Source organism: Streptomyces sp. Da 82-17 (assembly GCF_046098215.1).
Lineage (GTDB): Bacteria > Actinomycetota > Actinomycetes > Streptomycetales > Streptomycetaceae > Streptomyces.
Genome location: NZ_JBJURH010000001.1, coordinates 44,907 through 61,257 on the forward strand (window position 1 = coordinate 44,907; position 16,351 = coordinate 61,257).

Below are 16,351 nucleotides of genomic sequence, written 5' to 3' on the forward strand. Positions count from 1 at the left end.
GGTGGTTCCACGATAGGCGGGGGTGGTTGTCAGCCCTTGTCCAGGTACTCCTCCCGGTCCTTGTCGAGGAGGGCGTCCAGGGCCGTGCGGAGCGCGGGGAGGCGGGTGAGCTCCGGGTCGGCGGAGACGATCCGGACGGCCTCCTCGCGGGCCTCGGCGATGATCTCCTCGTCGTCGATGACCGCGAGGACCCGCAGCGAGGAGCGCACGCCGGACTGCGCCTGGCCCAGCACATCGCCCTCGCGCCGCTGTTCGAGGTCGATACGGGACAACTCGAAGCCGTCGAGCGTGGCGGCGACCGCGCCGAGGCGGGCGCGCGCGGGGCTGGCCTCGGGCATCTCGGAGACGAGCAGACAGAGCCCGGCGGCGGAGCCTCGGCCGACGCGGCCGCGCAGCTGGTGCAGCTGGGAGACGCCGAAGCGGTCGGCGTCCATGATCACCATGGCGGTGGCGTTCGGGACGTTCACCCCGACCTCGATGACCGTCGTCGCCACCAGGACGTCCACCTCGCCCGCCGCGAAGGAGCGCATCACCGCGTCCTTGTCCTCGGGAGCCATCCGGCCGTGCAGCACTTCGACGCGCAGGCCCTTCAGCGGGCCCGCGGCGAGCTGCTCGGCGACCTCGACGACGGCGAGCGGCGGGCGCTTCTCCGCCTCGTCCTCGGCGGACTTCTTCTTGGCCGACTTCTCGTCCAGGTCGTCCCCGATGCGGGGGCACACCACGTACGCCTGGTGGCCGTTCTCGACCTCCTCGCGGACGCGTTCCCAGGCGCGGGCCAGGAAGTGCGGCTTGTCGGCGGCGGGGACGACGTGGGTGGCGATCGGCGAGCGTCCGGCGGGGAGTTGGTCGAGCACGGAGGTCTCCAGGTCGCCGAAGACCGTCATCGCGACCGTGCGCGGAATCGGGGTCGCCGTCATCACCAGGAGGTGCGGCGGCTGTTTGCCCTTGCCGCGCAGGGCGTCGCGCTGCTCGACGCCGAAGCGGTGCTGCTCGTCCACGACGACCAGGCCGAGGTCGTGGAACTGCACCTTGTCCTCGATCAGGGCGTGCGTGCCGATGACGATGCCGGCTTCCGCCGTGGCCAGGTCGAGCAGGGCCTGGCGGCGGGCGGCGGCGCCCATGGAGCCGGTGAGGAGGACAACCTTGGTGGCGTGCTCGGCGCCGCCCAGCATGCCTCCCTCGGCCAACTCCCCCATCATTTCGGTGATCGAGCGGTGGTGCTGCTGGGCGAGGACTTCGGTGGGGGCGAGCATGGCGGCCTGCCCGCCCGCGTCCACGACGGCGAGCATGGCGCGCAGGGCCACCATCGTCTTGCCGGAGCCGACCTCGCCCTGCAGCAGTCTGTGCATGGGGTGTTCGGTCGCGAGGTCGTCGAAGATCTCCTTGGAGACCCGCTGTTGGCCGTCGGTGAGCGTGAAGGGCAGCTTGGCGTCGAAGGCGTCGAGCAGGCCGTCCGGCGTGGGGCGGCGGGGCACCGCGGGCAGTTGCGTCTCGGCGAACCGGCGCCTGGCCAGGGCGACTTGGAGGACGAAGGCCTCGTCCCACTTGAGGCGGTCCTTGGCGTCGGCGACGTCCGCCTTCGAGTGCGGCCGGTGGATCTTCAGGAGCGCCTCGGGCAGCGGGACGAGGCCCCGGCCCTGCCGCAGCGAGGGCGGCAGCGGGTCGACGGCGTCCTGGGCGCTGGGCAGCACCGCGTCCACCGCCTTGGCGATCTTCCAGGACTCCAGCTTCGCGGTGGCGGGGTAGATCGGGATGAGCGCTCCGGCCCAGGACTCGACGGCGTCCTCGGCCTCGGCTCCGCTGCCGCCGCGCAGGAGTTGGTACGCCGGGTGGGCGAGCTGGAGCTTGCGGTTGAACGCGGAGACCTTGCCGGCGAACATCGCGCGGGTGCCGGGCAGCAGGTCTTTGTGCGGCTTGTGGATGCCGCGGCCGAAGAAGACCAGCTGGAGCTGGCCGCTGCCGTCGGTGATGGTGACTTCGAGGCGCTGCCCGCGGCCGTTGTTGAACTTCAGGACGCGGGCGCTCGCGACCTGCGCGACGACCGTGACGTGTTCGTCCAGGGGCAGGTCGGACAGCGTGGTCAGCTCGCCCCGCTCCGCGTACCGCCGGGGGTAGTGGTGGAGGAGGTCGCCGACCGTGTGCAGGTCGAGGTGCTCGGCCATCACCTTCGCGGTGGCGGGGCCGAGCGTCTTCTTGAGGGATTCTTCGAGCGCGGGCACGAATCCATTGCACACCACGCCACCGACAACGCGCTCAGCCTGTGGACAACCCGCCGCGCCGAACCGGACGCTCCCGTTCCCCGCCCGGCAGCCCCGCTGCTCGGCGGCCCCGCTACTCCACGCCGATCAGCATCAACGGCGACCGCCGCCCGCCCCGGTACACGACCGTGTCGACGGCGAGGTGGTGCTCGCGTACGTGCTCCGCGAGGGCGTCCGAGACCTCTTCGGGTACCTCGTCGCCGAGGACGAGCGTGACCATCTCGCCGCCCGCCGACAGCATCCGGTCGAGCACGGCGGCCGCCGTGGCCGTGACGTCGGCGCCGATCACCGCGACGTCGCCGTCGATCAGCCCGAGCAGGTCGCCGGCCTGGCAGATGCCCGCCATGGTCCACGACTGCCGTTCCGCGACGGCCAGTTCGGCGTACCGGGTCGCGCCGGCCGCCGACGTCATGCCGACGACGTCCTCGTCGAAGCGCCGGTCCGGCTCGTGCACGGCGAGCGCCGCGATGCCCTGCACCGCGCAGCGCGTCGGGATCAGCGCGACCCGTACGCCCTCGGCGCGAGCCTGCTCGGCCGCTGCGGCCGCCGTGTACCGCAGCTCGGGGTCGTTGGGCAGAAGCACCACCTCGCGCGCGTGTGCCCGCCTGATCGCGTCGACCAGCTCGCCGCTCGCGGGGGGCTCGCCCGGCCGCGCGAGCACCGTCGTCGCCCCGGCCTCCCCATACAGCTCGGCCAGGCCCTCGCCGGGGACGACGGCCACGATCGCGCGCTGGGCCCGCTCGCGCTGCTGCTTCGGGCGCCCGGCGCTGTGCGCGTCCTGCGCCCCGAAGTGCGTGATCCGGATCCGGTACGGGCGTCCCGCCTCGACGCCCGCCTCGACCGCGGCGCCGGCGTCGTCGACGTGCACGTGGACGTTCCACAGCCCGTCGCCGCCGACCACGACCAGGGAGTCGCCGAGGCCGTCGAGGCGGGTGCGGAGGCGGTCCACGGCGGCGTCGTCCGCCTCGAGGAGGTAGATCACCTCGAACGCGGGCCCCGCGCCCGCCGCCTCGCCCGCGCAGTCGACCGAACCGGCGGCGGCGTCCTGCGGGTCGGGCCCGGCGTCCGCCGCAGCGGCGAGCGGCTCGGCGTGCTCCACGCGCGCGTGCTCCGGGCGTGCACCCTCCACGCGCGCGTGCTGCCCGATTCCGGCCCCGCCCACCGACTGCGCGGGCGCCCGCCCCGAGAGCGTCTGCACCAGGGCGCCGAGCACCGCGACCAGGCCCTGGCCGCCCGCGTCGACGACGCCCGCGCGGCCGAGGACGGCCAGCTGCTCCGGCGTCGACTCCAGGGCCGCGGCGGCGCCCTCGTACGCGGCGGTCGCGACCGCGGTGCAGTCCCCTGCCGCGCCCTGCGCCGCGTCGGCGGCGGCGGTGGCGACGGTCAGGACGGTGCCCTCGACGGGATGCGCCACCGCCCGGTAGCCGGATTCGGCGGCCCGCCGCAGCGCCAGCCGCAGCAGAACGGCACCGTCGAGACCCGCACCCCCCGCTGCGCCCTCCGTGCCCGGTCCGCTGTGAACCGCACCACTGTCCGCGCCCTCGACCCCCGCAGCCTCGGCCAGTACCTGAGAGGTACCCCGCAACAGCTGCGCCAGGATCGTGCCGGAGTTGCCGCAGGCCCCGATGAGCGCGCCGTGCGCCAGCGCGCGTACCGCCTCCGCGAGCGAGGGGCGGGTGGTGGAACCGGCCGCCTCGTGGGCCGCGAAAACCGCCTCCACCGCGCGTGCGGCCGATTCCACGGTCAGGTACAGATTGGTACCGGTGTCCCCGTCGGCGACCGGGTAGACGTTGATCGCGTCGATCTCCTCGCGGGCCTTCCCCAGCGCGCGGAGCGCCAGTCCGCACCAGGTGCGCACCACCTCGGCGTCGGGGGTCTGGGGCACCGGCTGCCTCCTTGCTCAGGGATCGTCTCGCAGCGTAGCCCCCGGTACGGAGGCCGCCCGGGGCAGGCCCCCGGGCGGTCATGGTAGTTTCGTTGTACCGAAGCGGCCGTTGTATGCTGCTTCGGTTGCCTGACGAGAGTCAGGCCGACCTTCCCCCTGGCAACGCCAATCAGATCACTAGATCCCGGCATGCCGGGATTAACCGTAAGTGCATCTGAAGTCTTTGGAGTGACCCGTGGCTGCCAACTGCGACGTCTGCGGCAAGGGGCCGGGCTTCGGCAACAACATCTCCCACTCGCACCGCCGTACGCCCCGTCGCTGGAACCCGAACATCCAGCGCGTGCGTGCCGTGATCGGTGGGACGCCGAAGCGGCTCAACGCCTGCACCTCGTGCATCAAGGCCGGCAAGGTCTCGCGCTGACGAACGTGTAGCGCGGCCACCTGCTGGTTGCTGAAGAGCCGGTCCACCCTCGGGTGGACCGGCTTTTTCATGCCCTCGGACAAGCCGCGGACCTACGCCCCCCGGAACCGCCACCCGTGGTCCACCGGCCCGATCCCGCCGCCCAGGGCGAAGCCCGCGGCGATGGCGCCCGTCACGTACTCCTTCGCCGCGCGCACCGCGTCCGGCACCGTGAGCCCCTTCGCGAGGCCCGCCGCGATCGCGCTGGCCAGCGTGCAGCCCGTGCCGTGCGTGTGCCGGTTGTCGTGCCGCGGGGCGCGCAGCCAGTGCTCATCGGCGCCGTCCGTGAGCAGGTCCACGGCGTCGCCCTCCAGATGCCCGCCCTTGATCAGCGCCCAGCGCGGCCCGAACTCCAGCAGGGCCGCGGCCGCCCGCCGCAGGCCGTCATCCGACTCCACGTGTACGCCGGTGATCTGCGCGACCTCGTCCAGATTCGGCGTCGCGACCGTGGCGACCGGAAGCAGCTTCGTGCGTACGGAATCCAGGGCGGAGGCGGCGAGCAGGGAGTCGCCGTGCTTGGAGACGCCGACCGGGTCGACCACCGTGGGCGCGTCTGTCCCGGCGAGCAACTCCGCGACCGTCTCGACGAGTTCGGCGGACGCCAGCATGCCGGTCTTCACGGCCTGGACGCCGATGTCGTCGACGACGCTGCGGTACTGCGTGCGGACCGCCTCCACCGGCAGCTCCCAAGCGCCTTGCACACCAAGGGAGTTCTGTGCGGTGACCGCGGTCAGGACGCTCATGCCGTGCGTGCCGAGGGCCAGCATGGTCTTCAAGTCGGCCTGGATGCCCGCCCCGCCGCCGGAGTCCGACCCGGCGACGGTGAGCACGCGCGGAGGCGCCGTACCCGCGGTCACGACTCGATCTCCCCGAAGTGGTCCCAGCCGCTCTTGCTGGTCCAGGGCGCCCCGTCGACCGTCACCTGCGGCAGCGCCGACGGGTTGAGGACCTCTCCGATCACCTTCCAGCGGGCCGGGAGCTGCACGTCCGGCGGGAAGGTCGCGACGATCGCGTGGTCCTCGCCGCCGGTCAGCACCCACTGCAGCGGGTCGACGCCGACGGCCTGGCCGATGTCGTTCATCTGCGAAGGGATGTCGATCGAGGCCGACTTGATGTCGATGCGGACCTTGCTGGACTCGGCGATGTGCCCGAGGTCGGCGATCAGACCGTCGCTCACGTCGGCCATCGCGGTCGCGCCGAGCCCGGCCGCTGCGGGGCCCGCGTGGTACGGCGGCTCGGGCCTGCGGTGCGCCTCGACGAACGCCCGCGGCGACCGGAAGCCGCGCGACAGCACCGCGTGCCCGGCGGCGGACCAGCCGAGCCAGCCGGTGTACGCGACGACGTCGCCGGGCCCGGCGCCGGCGCGGGTCACCGGCTCGTGGTTGCGCAGGTCGCCGAGCGCGGTGATCGACACGGTGATCGTGTCCCCGCGTACGACGTCGCCGCCGACCACGGCCGCGCCCGCCACCTGGCACTCGTCGCGCAGGCCGTCCATCAGCTCGCTCGCCCAGGTCACCGGCAGCTCGGCGGGCACGACGAGGCCGAGCAGCAGCGCGGTCGGCACGGCGCCCATGGCGGCGATGTCCGCGAGGTTCTGCGCGGCGGCCTTGCGGCCCACGTCGTAGGCGGTGGACCAGTCACGGCGGAAGTGCCGCCCCTCCAGGAGGATGTCCGTGCTGGCCACGACCCTGCGGTCGGGTGCGGCCACGACCGCGGCGTCGTCGCCGGGGCCGAGGCGTACCGCCGGAGTGGTGGTGAGCCGGGACGTGAGCTCTCTGATGAGCCCGAACTCCCCGAGCTCGCCCACGGTGCCCTTCATCGAGTCTCGCCTCTTCCTGTCGTGCAGAGTGTCGTGCCGAGTGTGGTGCCGCCTGTCCCGGTCCGCTCGCGGTCGCGGGGCTCCTCGGCCGCGGGTACCGTCAACAGGTACGTCAACTTCGCTTCTCCGTACGCCCTGGTGCGCGCGCCACAGGCCCCGCGGGTCTCCCCGCGACGGACGGTGACGCGATACCGTGGCGCCCGCTCGTCTCCCGCCGGCGCCCTTCTGTGAGGGCGCTGCAGCTCGCAGATCCCGTTCCCCACCCGATCCTCGACGGCCGTCCTGGAGGTTCCGTGGTACAGGCGTACATCCTGATCCAGACCGAGGTAGGCAAGGCGTCCGTGGTCGCCGAGCTGATCGGCAAGATCCCCGGAGTGATCCAGGCCGAGGACGTGACCGGTCCCTACGATGTCATCGTGCGCGCCCAGGCGGACACGGTCGACGAACTCGGTCGCATGGTGGTCGCGAAGGTCCAGCAAGTGGACGGCATCACCCGCACCCTGACCTGCCCGGTCGTGCACTTGTAGCCCCCGTCTACGCTTGGCCGGTGAACGTTTTCCGCCGCCGGCTGATCTGTCTGCCCGCCCTCGGCCTGCTGTGGGCGACCGCGGGCTGTTCTTCGACGGACGACCGGGCGACGGCCCCGGTTCCCTCCCCCGACGCGAGTACGGCACGACTGTGCCAGAACCTGCACGCGGAGCTGCCGGACCGGATCGACGGACTCGACCGCGAGGATCCGGAGCCGCGTTCCGAACTGACTGCCGGATGGGGAGGCTCGGCGATCATACTGCGCTGCGGTGTACCCCGCCCCGCCGAGCTCGCGGACCCCGAGGCGTACGGCGCGGAGGTCAACGGCGTGGGCTGGCTGACCGAGGAGCAGAAGGACGGTTCGTACCGCTTCACGACGACGCTGCGCGAGGCGTACGTCGAGGTCACGTTCGACGCGGAGCACGCGCAGCAGGGCGCCGGCTCGCTCACCGACTTCGCGGGGCCGATCAAGAAGACGGTGCCGGAGGGCATCGCGAACTGAGCCCCCCCGGGGGCGCGCGATCCCCAACTGCACGACAGGGCCCGGCCGTTGACGACGGCCGGGCCCTGTGACGTACGTACGGCTGCGGGCTAGCGCAGTCCGGTGGGGCGGCGGAGTGCGGCCTGGACGAGGCGGTCCACCAGCTCCGGGTAGCTCACGCCGGTCTCCTGCCACATCCGCGGGTACATCGAGATGGGCGTGAAGCCGGGCATCGTGTTGATCTCGTTGATCACGAAGCGGCCGTCCTCGGTGAGGAAGAAGTCGGCGCGCACCAGACCCTCGCAGGACGCCGCCTCGAAGGCCTCGACCGCGAGCCGCTGCACCTCGGCGGTCTGCTCCTCGGTGAGCGGGGCGGGCACGATGCCGGAGGCCGAGTCGATGTACTTGGCCTCGAAGTCGTAGAAGGCGTGGTCGGAGACCGGGGGGATCTCGGCGGGGACGCTGGCGCGCGGGCCGTCCTCGAACTCCAGGACGCCGCACTCGATCTCGCGGCCGCGCAGCAGCGCCTCGACGATGATCTTCGGGTCGTGCCGCTGCGCCTCCTCGATGGCCTCGTCCAGGCCCTCCAGGGAGTCGACCTTGGTGATGCCGAAGGACGAGCCGGCCCGCGCGGGCTTCACGAACAGCGGCCAGCCGTGGTCACCGGCGAAGCCGACGATCTTCTTCCGGGCGGCGGCCGGGTCCGTCTCCCACTCGCGCGGCTTGATCACCACGTACGGGCCGACGGGCAGCCCGAAGGAGGTGAACACCCGCTTCATGTACTCCTTGTCCTGCCCCACGGCGGAGGCGAGGACGCCCGAGCCGACGTACGGCGTCCCGGACAGCTCCAGGAGGCCCTGCAGGGTGCCGTCCTCGCCGTACGGGCCGTGCAGGACGGGGAAGACGACGTCGACCTCGCCGAGTGCCTTGGGCACCGATCCGGGCTCGGTGACGACGACTTCGCGGTTGAACGGGTCGACGGGCAGCACCACGGCGCCGTCCACGGACTCGGCGAGCTGCGCCACGTCCGGGACGGTGCGGTCGGTGATCGCCATCCGCTCGGGGTCGTCGGCGGTGAGCGCCCAACGGCCGTCGTGCGTGATGCCGATGGGCAGGACGTCGTACTTCTCGCGGTCGATGGCGCGGAGCACTGCGCCGGCCGTGACGACCGAGATGCCGTGCTCGGAACTGCGTCCGCCGAAGACGACCGCGACGCGCGGCTTGCGGGATTCCCCTCCTGGCTGGGAGGGGACCGGGCTCTGGGAGGAGGTCTCGCTGCTCATATCGCGTCGAGCGTACCTGCTGGTAGTGACCGAGTCAGCGTGCGTGCGGCGCCGAGTCGGTGCGCGGGCCCCAGCGGTGCGTACGCAGGGTGCGTGCGCGGGGTGCGCGCACCCTGCTCAGCGGCGCTCGGGCTTCGCGCTGCGCCCCATCAGCTCCTTGAGCGCCACCAGCGGCGGCTTGCCCTCGTGCACGATGCCGACGACGGTCTCCGTGATGGGCATGTCGACGCCGTGCCTGCGCGCCAGATCGAGCACGGACTCACAGGACTTGACGCCCTCGGCGGTCTGCTTGGTGACCGCGATCGTCTCCTCCAGCGTCATGCCCTTGCCGAGGTTGGTGCCGAAGGTGTGGTTCCGGGAGAGCGGCGACGAGCAGGTCGCGACGAGGTCGCCGAGCCCGGCGAGCCCGGAGAAGGTCAGCGGGTCGGCGCCCATGGCGTGCCCGAGCCGGGTGGTCTCGGCGAGGCCGCGGGTGATCAGGGAGCCCTTGGCGTTGTCGCCGAGGCCCATGCCGTCCGCGATGCCGACGGCCAGACCGATCACGTTCTTGACGGCGCCGCCGAGCTCGCAGCCGACGACGTCGGTGTTGGTGTACGGCCGGAAGTACGGGGTGTGGCAGGCGGCCTGCAGGCGCTGGGCGACCGATTCGTCGGTGCAGGCGACGACCGCGGCGGCGGGCTGCCGGGCGGCGATCTCCCGGGCGAGGTTGGGTCCGGTGACGACGGCGACGCGTTCGGCGGGCACCTTGGTGACGTCCTCGATGACCTCGCTCATCCGCATCGCGGAGCCGAGTTCGACGCCCTTCATCAGGGAGACGAGCACGGTGTCGGGGGCGAGCAGCGGCGCCCACTCGGCGAGGTTGCCGCGCAGCGTCTGCGACGGCACGGCGAGCACGGTGAAGTCGGCGCCCGCGGCGGCCTCGGCCGGATCGGTCGTCGCCCTTACCCGCGCGGGGAGTTCGACGCCCGGGAGGTAGTCGGGGTTGGTGCGCGTGGAGTTGACGGCCTCGGCGAGCTCGGGGCGGCGGCCCCACAGGGTCACGTCGCAGCCCGCGTCGGCGAGCACCATGCCGAAGGCCGTACCCCAGGAACCCGTGCCGAAGACGGCTGCCTTCACCGGCGGTGTCACTTGCTGTCCTCTCCGGCCGTGCCGGTCTGTTCGCCGACCTTGCCGGCCGTGTCCTGCTGGGCGGTCTTGCTCTGCTGTGCGCTCTTGCTCTGCTGTGCGGTCTTGCGGCGCTGCGCGATGCGTGCCTGACGCGGGTCGAAGGGCGTCGCGGGGGCCTTCTCGCCGCGGATCTCCTCGAGGAGCGCGGTGACGGCGGCCATGATGACTTCCGTTGCCTCCTTGAGGAGTTCGGGCGTCATCTCCTTGTCGTAGAACCGCGCGAGGTCGACCGGCGGACCGGCGAGCACGTGGTGCGTCTTGCGCGGCAGGATGTGCGGCTTCTTCGCGTACGGCGGCAGGAGTTCGTTGGCACCCCACTGCGCGACGGGAATCACCGGGCACTTGGTCTGCAGGGCCACGCGGGCGGCGCCGGTCTTGGCGGTCATGGGCCAGAGATCGGGGTCGCGGGTGAGTGTTCCCTCGGGATAGAACGCGACGCATTCACCGCGTTCCACCGCGTCGATCGCGGCGCGGAACGCACTGAGTGCGTCGGTGCTCTCGCGGTAGACGGGGATCTGTCCGGTGCCCCGCATCACGGCGCCGACAAATCCGCCCTTGAATAGCCCGTGCTTCGCCAGGAAACGCGGCACACGTCCGGTGTTGTACTGAAAGTGTGCGTACGCGAAAGGGTCGACATGGGAATTGTGGTTCACCGCGGTGATAAATCCGCCGTCGGCCGGAATGTGTTCCACACCACGCCAGTCGCGCTTGAGGAGAACCACCAGCGGCGGTTTAGCGATGACCGCCGCCAGGCGGTACCAGAAGCCGATTCTGCGGCGGGGCACTCGGACACCTTCCTCTGCTGACTTGTCACGCGCTGGTGCGCCGCACATTGTCGCCCCAGGTTCTTCGTCTGTCGAGAACACCGTATGCCAAGCCCTTCGGGCCGTTCGTCCACAGGGCCGGGCGGCGACTGTCCACAGGCCCGTACGCCGGATCGGCCGACAGGCAAGAATGGGCGGCGATGCGCACTCAAGCCGACCGTGCCGAGCCGTTCGCGTGGAGCCTGGTCATCCCCCTGAAGCCGCTGACGCGGGCGAAGAGCCGCCTCGCGGCCGCCGCGGACGCCCTGCTTCGCCCCTCGCTGGCCCTCGCCTTCGCGCAGGACACGGTGGCGGCCGCGCTCGCCGCCCGCGCGGTCCGGGATGTGGTGGTCGTCACGGACGACGCCCGCGCGGGGCGCGAGTTGGCGACCCTGGGCGCCCGGGTCGTACGGGACGAGCCGGGCGGCGGGCTCAACGCCGCGCTGTCCCACGGCGCCCGCGCGGCCCGGGCGCTGCGCCCCACGGCCGCGGTCGCGGCGCTGAACGCGGACCTGCCCGCACTGCGCCCACCGGAATTGACCCGAGTTCTCGATTACGCCCGCGCATTTCCGCGCGCATTTCTCCCGGACGCCGCCGAAATCGGTACGACACTGCTGTGCGCCGCTCCCGGAGTTCCGCTGGCCCCGGAGTTCGGCGGCGCGTCGCGGGCCCGGCACACGGCGTCGGGCGCCGTGGAGATACCCCTGCTGGACGTGGCGAGCGTCCGTCAGGACGTGGACACCCCGGACGACCTGGCCGCGGCCCTGGCCCTCGGCGTCGGCCGGTATACGGCGGCGGCCGCCGCCCCGGGCCTGCTCAGAAGGTCTGCAGCGTCACCAGAGTGATCCGCCGCTCCCCCGCCGTCTCGTCGAGCTCGATGCGTACGCGCTGACCGGGCCGCAGCAGCCGCAGCCCGCCCGCGTCGAAGGCGGCGCCGTCGAAGGGCACCGGAGTGCCGTCGTCCAGAAGCACACTGCCGCTGCGGGTCTCGGGGTCGTACGTGTACGCGGTGGCCTGCATGCCCGCAGCGTATCGGGCACCGCGCCCCACCGCTCCCCTCGCCCCGTACGGCCAACTCCCCCGCGGCCGACGACCGGACGCCCGCCGGACACACCGCGGGACACACCGCGGGCCGGGCTCCCCGAGGGGAGCCCGGCCCGGCGCGTGAGTGAGCCCTGCCGGCCGTTACCTCTTCCTGGCCGTGGTCTTCTTGGCAGTGGTCTTACGCGCCGTCGACTTCTTGGCGGGCGCCTTCTTGGCCGTCGCCTTCTTCGCGGGAGCGGTCTTCTTGGCGGTGGCCTTCTTGGCCGTGGTGGCCTTCTTGGCGGTGGTCTTCTTGGCCGGAGCGGCCTTCTTCGCCGTCGCCTTCTTGGCCGTCGTCTTCTTCGCCGTGGTCTTCTTCGCGGTGGTCTTCTTCGCCGCGGTCTTCTTCGCGGTGGTCTTCTTGGCCGCCGCCTTCTTGGCGGTGGTCTTCTTCGCCGCGGCCTTCTTGACCGTGGAGCGCGTCGAAGTGCCGCCGGAGAGGCTGCCCTTGGGCGCCTTCTTCACCGCGACATCGTTCTTCGGGAGCTTCTTCGAGCCGCTCACCAGGTCCTTGAAGCCCTGCCCCGCACGGAAGCGCGGAACCGAGGTCTTCTTCACCCGCACGCGCTCCCCGGTCTGGGGGTTGCGTGCGTAGCGGGCCGGACGGTCGACCTTCTCGAACGAGCCGAAGCCGGTGACCGAGACCCGGTCGCCACTGACGACTGCGCGGACGATCGCGTCCAGGACCGCGTCGACGGCGTCGGCGGCCTGCTGACGGCCACCGACCTTGTCGGCAATCGCTTCTACGAGCTGCGCCTTGTTCACGTCTTCCCCTTCGGAGACATTGCCAGAACCAATGTGTTCAAGCTTTTTCGCACGTTAGGCAGATGTATACCGCAAATCAAACACGAAACGGGCTAATCACCCTTGTGCCGCAACGAACCGGGAGCTTCAGTGAGTTCCGTCAGTTCGGCCCTGTTCGGCATCCGCGGAAAGGCGCTCCGAGTCCAGTTCGATCATGAACTGGTCCAGACGCTTGGCCGCGTCGGTGAGGTCGTGTTTGGCCGCGGCCGTAATGACCAGCAGCTTCCGGGTCAGCGCCATCCGTACGCCCTCCGGGACTTGCAGTGTGCGCACCTTCGCGTGCGCTTCTTTCAGCCGGTCCGCGACGAGCCCGTAGAGCTCGAGTTGGCTGTCGCGGTCCATGCACTGATTGTGCCATCTAGGGCGAGTTGTCGCCTCGCGAGGTCTCAGCGTGCCGCCCAAATGGGGTTTTCGGGCTCCTCGCGACCCTTAAGTCGTGCTGGCCACGCGCTTGTGACCGTCTCCTTCCCAGAACCCCAACTCGTATACGTCGTCGGCGTGTTGGGGCTTGTCAGCGCTGGTCGGGGGCGAACGCGCGAACCGCGGCCTGCAAGCAGACCGCGGTTCGGATGAGGTGGTGGATTCAGTTGCTCGAATGGCCGATTCAGACCTGGACGGTGCGCGGCTTGTGTGCAGGGCGCTTGGTCTCGTAGGCCGCGATGTCGGCTTCGTTCTGCAGCGTGATGCTGATGTCGTCAAGGCCGTTCAGCAGCCGCCAACGGGAGTTCTCGTCCAGCTCGAACGCGGCGGTGACGCCCTCGGCGCGCACCTCGCGGGCCTCCAGGTCGACCGTGATCTCGGCCTGCGGGTCCTGCTCGGTGAGCTCCCACAGCCGGTCGACGACCTTCTGGTCGAGGACGACCGTCAGGAGGCCGTTCTTCAGCGAGTTGCCGCGGAAGATGTCGGCGAAGCGGGACGAGATGACGGCCTTGAAGCCGTAGTTCTGCAGCGCCCACACGGCGTGCTCGCGGGAGGAGCCGGTGCCGAAGTCGGGGCCCGCCACCAGGACCGTGGCGCCTTGCCGCTCAGGCCTGTTGAGGACGAACGACTCGTCCTTGCGCCAGGCCTCGAAGAGCCCGTCCTCGAAGCCGTCGCGGGTGACCTTCTTCAACCAGTGGGCCGGGATGATCTGGTCGGTGTCGACGTTGCTGCGGCGCAGCGGGACGGCCCGGCCGGTGTGCGTGGTGAATGCTTCCATGGCTGTTCAGACTCCAGCGGGCGTCGGGGCGGCGTCGGTCAGGTCGGCGGGCGCTGCCAGGTGGCCGGTGACCGCGGTGGCGGCGGCGACCTGCGGCGAGACCAGGTGCGTACGACCGCCCTTGCCCTGCCGGCCTTCGAAGTTGCGGTTGGAGGTGGACGCGGAGCGCTCACCGGGCGCCAGTTGGTCGGGGTTCATGCCGAGGCACATCGAGCAGCCCGCGTGCCGCCATTCGGCGCCGGCCTCCTTGAAGACCTTGTCCAGGCCCTCCTCGACGGCCTGCAGACCGACCCGGGCGGAGCCGGGAACGACCAGCATCCGTACGCCGTCGGCGACTTTGCGGCCCTTCACGATCTCGGCGGCGGCGCGCAGGTCCTCGATGCGGCCGTTGGTGCAGGAGCCGACGAAGACGGTGTCGACCTTGATGTCCCGCAGCGGCTGCCCGGCCTCAAGACCCATGTATTCCAGGGCCTTCTCGGCGGCCAGGCGCTCCGAAGCGTCTTCGTACGAAGCAGGGTCGGGGACGTTCTGCGACAGGGGCGCGCCCTGGCCGGGGTTGGTGCCCCAAGTCACGAACGGCGACAGGGAGTCGGCGTCGATGACGACCTCGGCGTCGAACTCGGCGTCGTCGTCGGTCTTCAGCGTCTTCCAGTACGCGACGGCCTCGTCCCAGTCCGCACCCTGCGGGGCGTGGGCGCGGCCCTTGATGTACTCGAAGGTGGTCTCGTCGGGGGCGATCATGCCCGCGCGGGCGCCGGCCTCGATCGACATGTTGCAGATGGTCATCCGGGCCTCCATCGAGAGCTTCTCGATGGCGGGGCCGCGGTATTCCAGGATGTAGCCCTGGCCGCCGCCGGTGCCGATCTTCGCGATGATCGCCAGGATCAGGTCCTTGGCCGTCACGCCCTCGGGGAGTTCGCCGTCGACCGTGATGGCCATGGTCTTCGGGCGGGCCATCGGCAGCGTCTGGGTGGCCAGCACGTGCTCGACCTGCGAGGTGCCGATGCCGAAGGCCAGGGCGCCGAACGCGCCGTGCGTGGAGGTGTGCGAGTCGCCGCAGACCACGGTGGTGCCGGGCTGGGTCAGTCCCAGCTGCGGTCCCACCACGTGGACGACGCCCTGCTCGACGTCGCCCAGCGGGTGCAGCCGTACGCCGAAGTCCGCGCAGTTCTTGCGCAGCGTCTCCAGCTGGGCCCGCGAGACGGGGTCCGCGATGGGCTTGTCGATGTCGAGGGTCGGGGTGTTGTGGTCCTCGGTGGCGATGGTGAGGTCGAGCCTGCGCACCTTGCGGCCGCTCTTGCGGAGGCCGTCGAAGGCCTGCGGGCTGGTCACCTCGTGCAGCAGGTGCAGATCGATGAAGAGGAGGTCGGGCTCGCCCTCGGCGCGCCGGACGACGTGGTCGTCCCAGACCTTCTCCGCGAGTGTCCTACCCATCGCTTTCCCTCCGGCCGGCAGGTGTGCGCCCGGCCACAACTAGAGATTGAGCGGAAACGTCCGTACCCCTCGTACCGAACGTGGTCCGCTGGGCCCGTTGGTCTTCGGGCCGCTGTCCGTACAGGGTGACAAGTTCCCCGGTAAATTGAACTTGCGTTTCACAGAGTGAGACGCGAGTATCGACGCATGGACAACTCTAGCGGCGTCGGCGTCCTGGACAAGGCAGCCCTTGTCCTGGGCGCCCTGGAGTCCGGTCCGGCCACCCTCGCGGGTCTGGTCGCGGCCACCGGGCTCGCACGACCTACTGCACATCGTCTCGCTGTGGCCCTCGAGCACCACCGCATGGTGGCGAGGGACATGCAGGGCCGGTTCATCCTCGGCCCGCGGCTCGCCGAGCTGGCGGCCGCGGCCGGCGAGGACCGCCTGCTCGCCACGGCGGGCCCGGTTCTGACCCATCTCCGTGACGTGACCGGCGAGAGCGCGCAGCTCTACCGCCGCCAGGGCGACATGCGCATCTGCGTCGCCGCGGCGGAGCGGCTGTCCGGACTGCGGGACACGGTTCCGGTGGGCTCGACGCTCACCATGAAGGCCGGTTCGTCGGCGCAGATCCTGATGGCCTGGGAGGAGCCGGAGCGCCTGCACCGCGGCCTCCAGGGCGCCCGCTTCACGGCCACGGCCCTGTCCGGCGTACGGCGCCGTGGCTGGGCCCAGTCGATCGGCGAGCGGGAGCCGGGCGTGGCCTCGGTGTCGGCGCCGGTGCGCGGCCCGTCGAACCGCGTGGTGGCGGCCGTCTCGGTCTCCGGGCCGATCGAGCGCCTGACGCGGCACCCGGGCCGGATGCACGCCCAGGCCGTGATCGACGCGGCGGGCCGCCTCTCCGAGGCGCTGCGCCGCACGAGCTGAACTCCCTTTGTACGCAAGCTTGGTACGCGTTGCCGGACCCGCCTCAACGCCGCGGCGGGTCCGGTCGGCAGGGCGCGCACGCTGTCCATCGCGCGCCCTTCAACGACCTGCCGTGCTCCGGGAGTTGGCGTCTTCGTACGCGAACGTCCCGGGGCCGGACGGAAGTTGGCCGTGTCACTGCTTCTGCTTCACCTGTGGCAACGCGAAGAGGCCCTCCGCATTTCTGCGGAGGGCCTCTTCCTCGC

Annotated in this window: 17 protein-coding genes; 5 read left to right on the top strand and 12 right to left on the bottom strand. The window is 71.3% G+C overall.

Annotated features, from left to right (window positions below):
• Window positions 1-29: 29 nt before the first annotated feature.
• The gene (gene recG, locus ACIDOF_RS00220; RefSeq protein ID WP_409004001.1) at window positions 30-2,162 is read right to left on the bottom strand and encodes an ATP-dependent DNA helicase RecG; all 2,133 of its coding nucleotides are present in this window, start codon (window positions 2,160-2,162) and stop codon (window positions 30-32) included.
• Between the two features lie 169 nt (window positions 2,163-2,331).
• Window positions 2,332-4,143 carry a DAK2 domain-containing protein gene (locus ACIDOF_RS00225; RefSeq protein WP_409003521.1) on the bottom strand — a complete coding sequence of 604 codons (1,812 nt, stop codon included), beginning with the start codon at window positions 4,141-4,143 and terminating at the stop codon, window positions 2,332-2,334.
• A 235-nt stretch (window positions 4,144-4,378) separates the two neighbouring features.
• Here ACIDOF_RS00225 and rpmB point away from each other — a divergent pair, with 235 nt between their 5' ends.
• Complete coding sequence (rpmB, locus tag ACIDOF_RS00230; RefSeq protein ID WP_282514873.1) at window positions 4,379-4,564, top strand: 50S ribosomal protein L28; 186 nt, start codon at window positions 4,379-4,381, stop codon at window positions 4,562-4,564.
• Between the two features lie 92 nt (window positions 4,565-4,656).
• On the opposite strand, the gene thiD is transcribed toward rpmB, so the two are convergent.
• Window positions 4,657-5,460, bottom strand: a complete 804-nt coding sequence (thiD, locus tag ACIDOF_RS00235) for a bifunctional hydroxymethylpyrimidine kinase/phosphomethylpyrimidine kinase (protein WP_409003522.1) — start codon at window positions 5,458-5,460, stop codon at window positions 4,657-4,659.
• The gene (locus ACIDOF_RS00240; RefSeq protein WP_409003523.1) at window positions 5,457-6,422 is read right to left on the bottom strand and encodes a thiamine-phosphate kinase; all 966 of its coding nucleotides are present in this window, start codon (window positions 6,420-6,422) and stop codon (window positions 5,457-5,459) included. Before ACIDOF_RS00240 ends, thiD begins: the two co-directional genes overlap by 4 nt.
• A gap of 293 nt (window positions 6,423-6,715) precedes the next feature.
• Between ACIDOF_RS00240 and ACIDOF_RS00245 the strand changes: the two genes are divergently transcribed.
• The gene (locus tag ACIDOF_RS00245; RefSeq protein ID WP_161694282.1) at window positions 6,716-6,949 is read left to right on the top strand and encodes an Lrp/AsnC family transcriptional regulator; all 234 of its coding nucleotides are present in this window, start codon (window positions 6,716-6,718) and stop codon (window positions 6,947-6,949) included.
• A gap of 20 nt (window positions 6,950-6,969) precedes the next feature.
• Entirely contained in the window at window positions 6,970-7,452 is a 483-nt protein-coding gene (locus ACIDOF_RS00250) for a DUF3515 domain-containing protein (protein ID WP_409003524.1), read from the top strand.
• 89 nt (window positions 7,453-7,541) lie between these two features.
• On the opposite strand, the gene ACIDOF_RS00255 is transcribed toward ACIDOF_RS00250, so the two are convergent.
• From ACIDOF_RS00255 to ACIDOF_RS00265, 3 genes are all read right to left on the bottom strand, one after another.
• Window positions 7,542-8,714, bottom strand: coding sequence for a D-alanine--D-alanine ligase family protein (locus tag ACIDOF_RS00255; RefSeq protein ID WP_409003525.1), 1,173 nt, complete (start codon window positions 8,712-8,714; stop codon window positions 7,542-7,544).
• A gap of 117 nt (window positions 8,715-8,831) precedes the next feature.
• The gene (locus ACIDOF_RS00260; RefSeq protein WP_409003526.1) at window positions 8,832-9,842 is read right to left on the bottom strand and encodes an NAD(P)H-dependent glycerol-3-phosphate dehydrogenase; all 1,011 of its coding nucleotides are present in this window, start codon (window positions 9,840-9,842) and stop codon (window positions 8,832-8,834) included.
• Window positions 9,839-10,666 carry a lysophospholipid acyltransferase family protein gene (locus ACIDOF_RS00265; RefSeq protein ID WP_409003527.1) on the bottom strand — a complete coding sequence of 276 codons (828 nt, stop codon included), beginning with the start codon at window positions 10,664-10,666 and terminating at the stop codon, window positions 9,839-9,841. Before ACIDOF_RS00265 ends, ACIDOF_RS00260 begins: the two co-directional genes overlap by 4 nt.
• Before the next feature lie 179 nt (window positions 10,667-10,845).
• Between ACIDOF_RS00265 and cofC the strand changes: the two genes are divergently transcribed.
• Complete coding sequence (gene cofC / locus ACIDOF_RS00270) at window positions 10,846-11,529, top strand: 2-phospho-L-lactate guanylyltransferase (RefSeq protein ID WP_409003528.1); 684 nt, start codon at window positions 10,846-10,848, stop codon at window positions 11,527-11,529.
• Here the strand turns inward: cofC and ACIDOF_RS00275 are convergent.
• The 5 genes from ACIDOF_RS00275 to leuC all read right to left on the bottom strand — a co-directional run bounded on the left by ACIDOF_RS00275 (window position 11,501) and on the right by leuC (window position 15,203).
• Window positions 11,501-11,704, bottom strand: coding sequence for a hypothetical protein (locus tag ACIDOF_RS00275; protein WP_282544049.1), 204 nt, complete (start codon window positions 11,702-11,704; stop codon window positions 11,501-11,503). The genes cofC and ACIDOF_RS00275 overlap by 29 nt on opposite strands.
• Window positions 11,705-11,869: 165 nt before the next feature.
• Window positions 11,870-12,532, bottom strand: a complete 663-nt coding sequence (locus ACIDOF_RS00280) for an HU family DNA-binding protein (RefSeq protein WP_409003529.1) — start codon at window positions 12,530-12,532, stop codon at window positions 11,870-11,872.
• 126 nt (window positions 12,533-12,658) lie between these two features.
• On the bottom strand, window positions 12,659-12,913 hold the full coding sequence (locus tag ACIDOF_RS00285) for a hypothetical protein (protein ID WP_409003530.1): 255 nt from the start codon (window positions 12,911-12,913) through the stop codon (window positions 12,659-12,661).
• Window positions 12,914-13,175: 262 nt separating this feature from the next.
• A complete protein-coding gene (gene leuD, locus ACIDOF_RS00290) occupies window positions 13,176-13,769 on the bottom strand; it encodes a 3-isopropylmalate dehydratase small subunit (protein ID WP_409003531.1) in 594 nt (197 codons plus the stop codon).
• Window positions 13,770-13,775: 6 nt separating this feature from the next.
• Window positions 13,776-15,203: a 3-isopropylmalate dehydratase large subunit gene (gene leuC / locus ACIDOF_RS00295; RefSeq protein WP_409003532.1), complete on the bottom strand. Its 1,428-nt coding sequence runs from the start codon at window positions 15,201-15,203 to the stop codon at window positions 13,776-13,778.
• 186 nt (window positions 15,204-15,389) lie between these two features.
• Here leuC and ndgR point away from each other — a divergent pair, with 186 nt between their 5' ends.
• A complete protein-coding gene (ndgR, locus tag ACIDOF_RS00300; RefSeq protein ID WP_058847491.1) occupies window positions 15,390-16,106 on the top strand; it encodes an IclR family transcriptional regulator NdgR in 717 nt (238 codons plus the stop codon).
• Window positions 16,107-16,351: the final 245 nt, after the last annotated feature.

What these genes read in the sequence shown, in the direction of transcription:
- recG (WP_409004001.1), bottom strand. Translation starts at nt 2,162, where the DNA reads ATGGCCGAGCACCTCGACCTGCACACGGTCGGCGACCTCCTCCACCAC.
- ACIDOF_RS00240 (WP_409003523.1), bottom strand. Translation starts at nt 6,422, where the DNA reads ATGAAGGGCACCGTGGGCGAGCTCGGGGAGTTCGGGCTCATCAGAGAG.
- ACIDOF_RS00255 (WP_409003525.1), bottom strand. Translation starts at nt 8,714, where the DNA reads ATGAGCAGCGAGACCTCCTCCCAGAGCCCGGTCCCCTCCCAGCCAGGA.
- cofC (WP_409003528.1), top strand. Translation starts at nt 10,846, where the DNA reads ATGCGCACTCAAGCCGACCGTGCCGAGCCGTTCGCGTGGAGCCTGGTC.
- ACIDOF_RS00275 (WP_282544049.1), bottom strand. Translation starts at nt 11,704, where the DNA reads ATGCAGGCCACCGCGTACACGTACGACCCCGAGACCCGCAGCGGCAGT.
- ACIDOF_RS00285 (WP_409003530.1), bottom strand. Translation starts at nt 12,913, where the DNA reads ATGGACCGCGACAGCCAACTCGAGCTCTACGGGCTCGTCGCGGACCGG.
- leuD (WP_409003531.1), bottom strand. Translation starts at nt 13,769, where the DNA reads ATGGAAGCATTCACCACGCACACCGGCCGGGCCGTCCCGCTGCGCCGC.
- leuC (WP_409003532.1), bottom strand. Translation starts at nt 15,203, where the DNA reads ATGGGTAGGACACTCGCGGAGAAGGTCTGGGACGACCACGTCGTCCGG.
- ndgR (WP_058847491.1), top strand. Translation starts at nt 15,390, where the DNA reads ATGGACAACTCTAGCGGCGTCGGCGTCCTGGACAAGGCAGCCCTTGTC.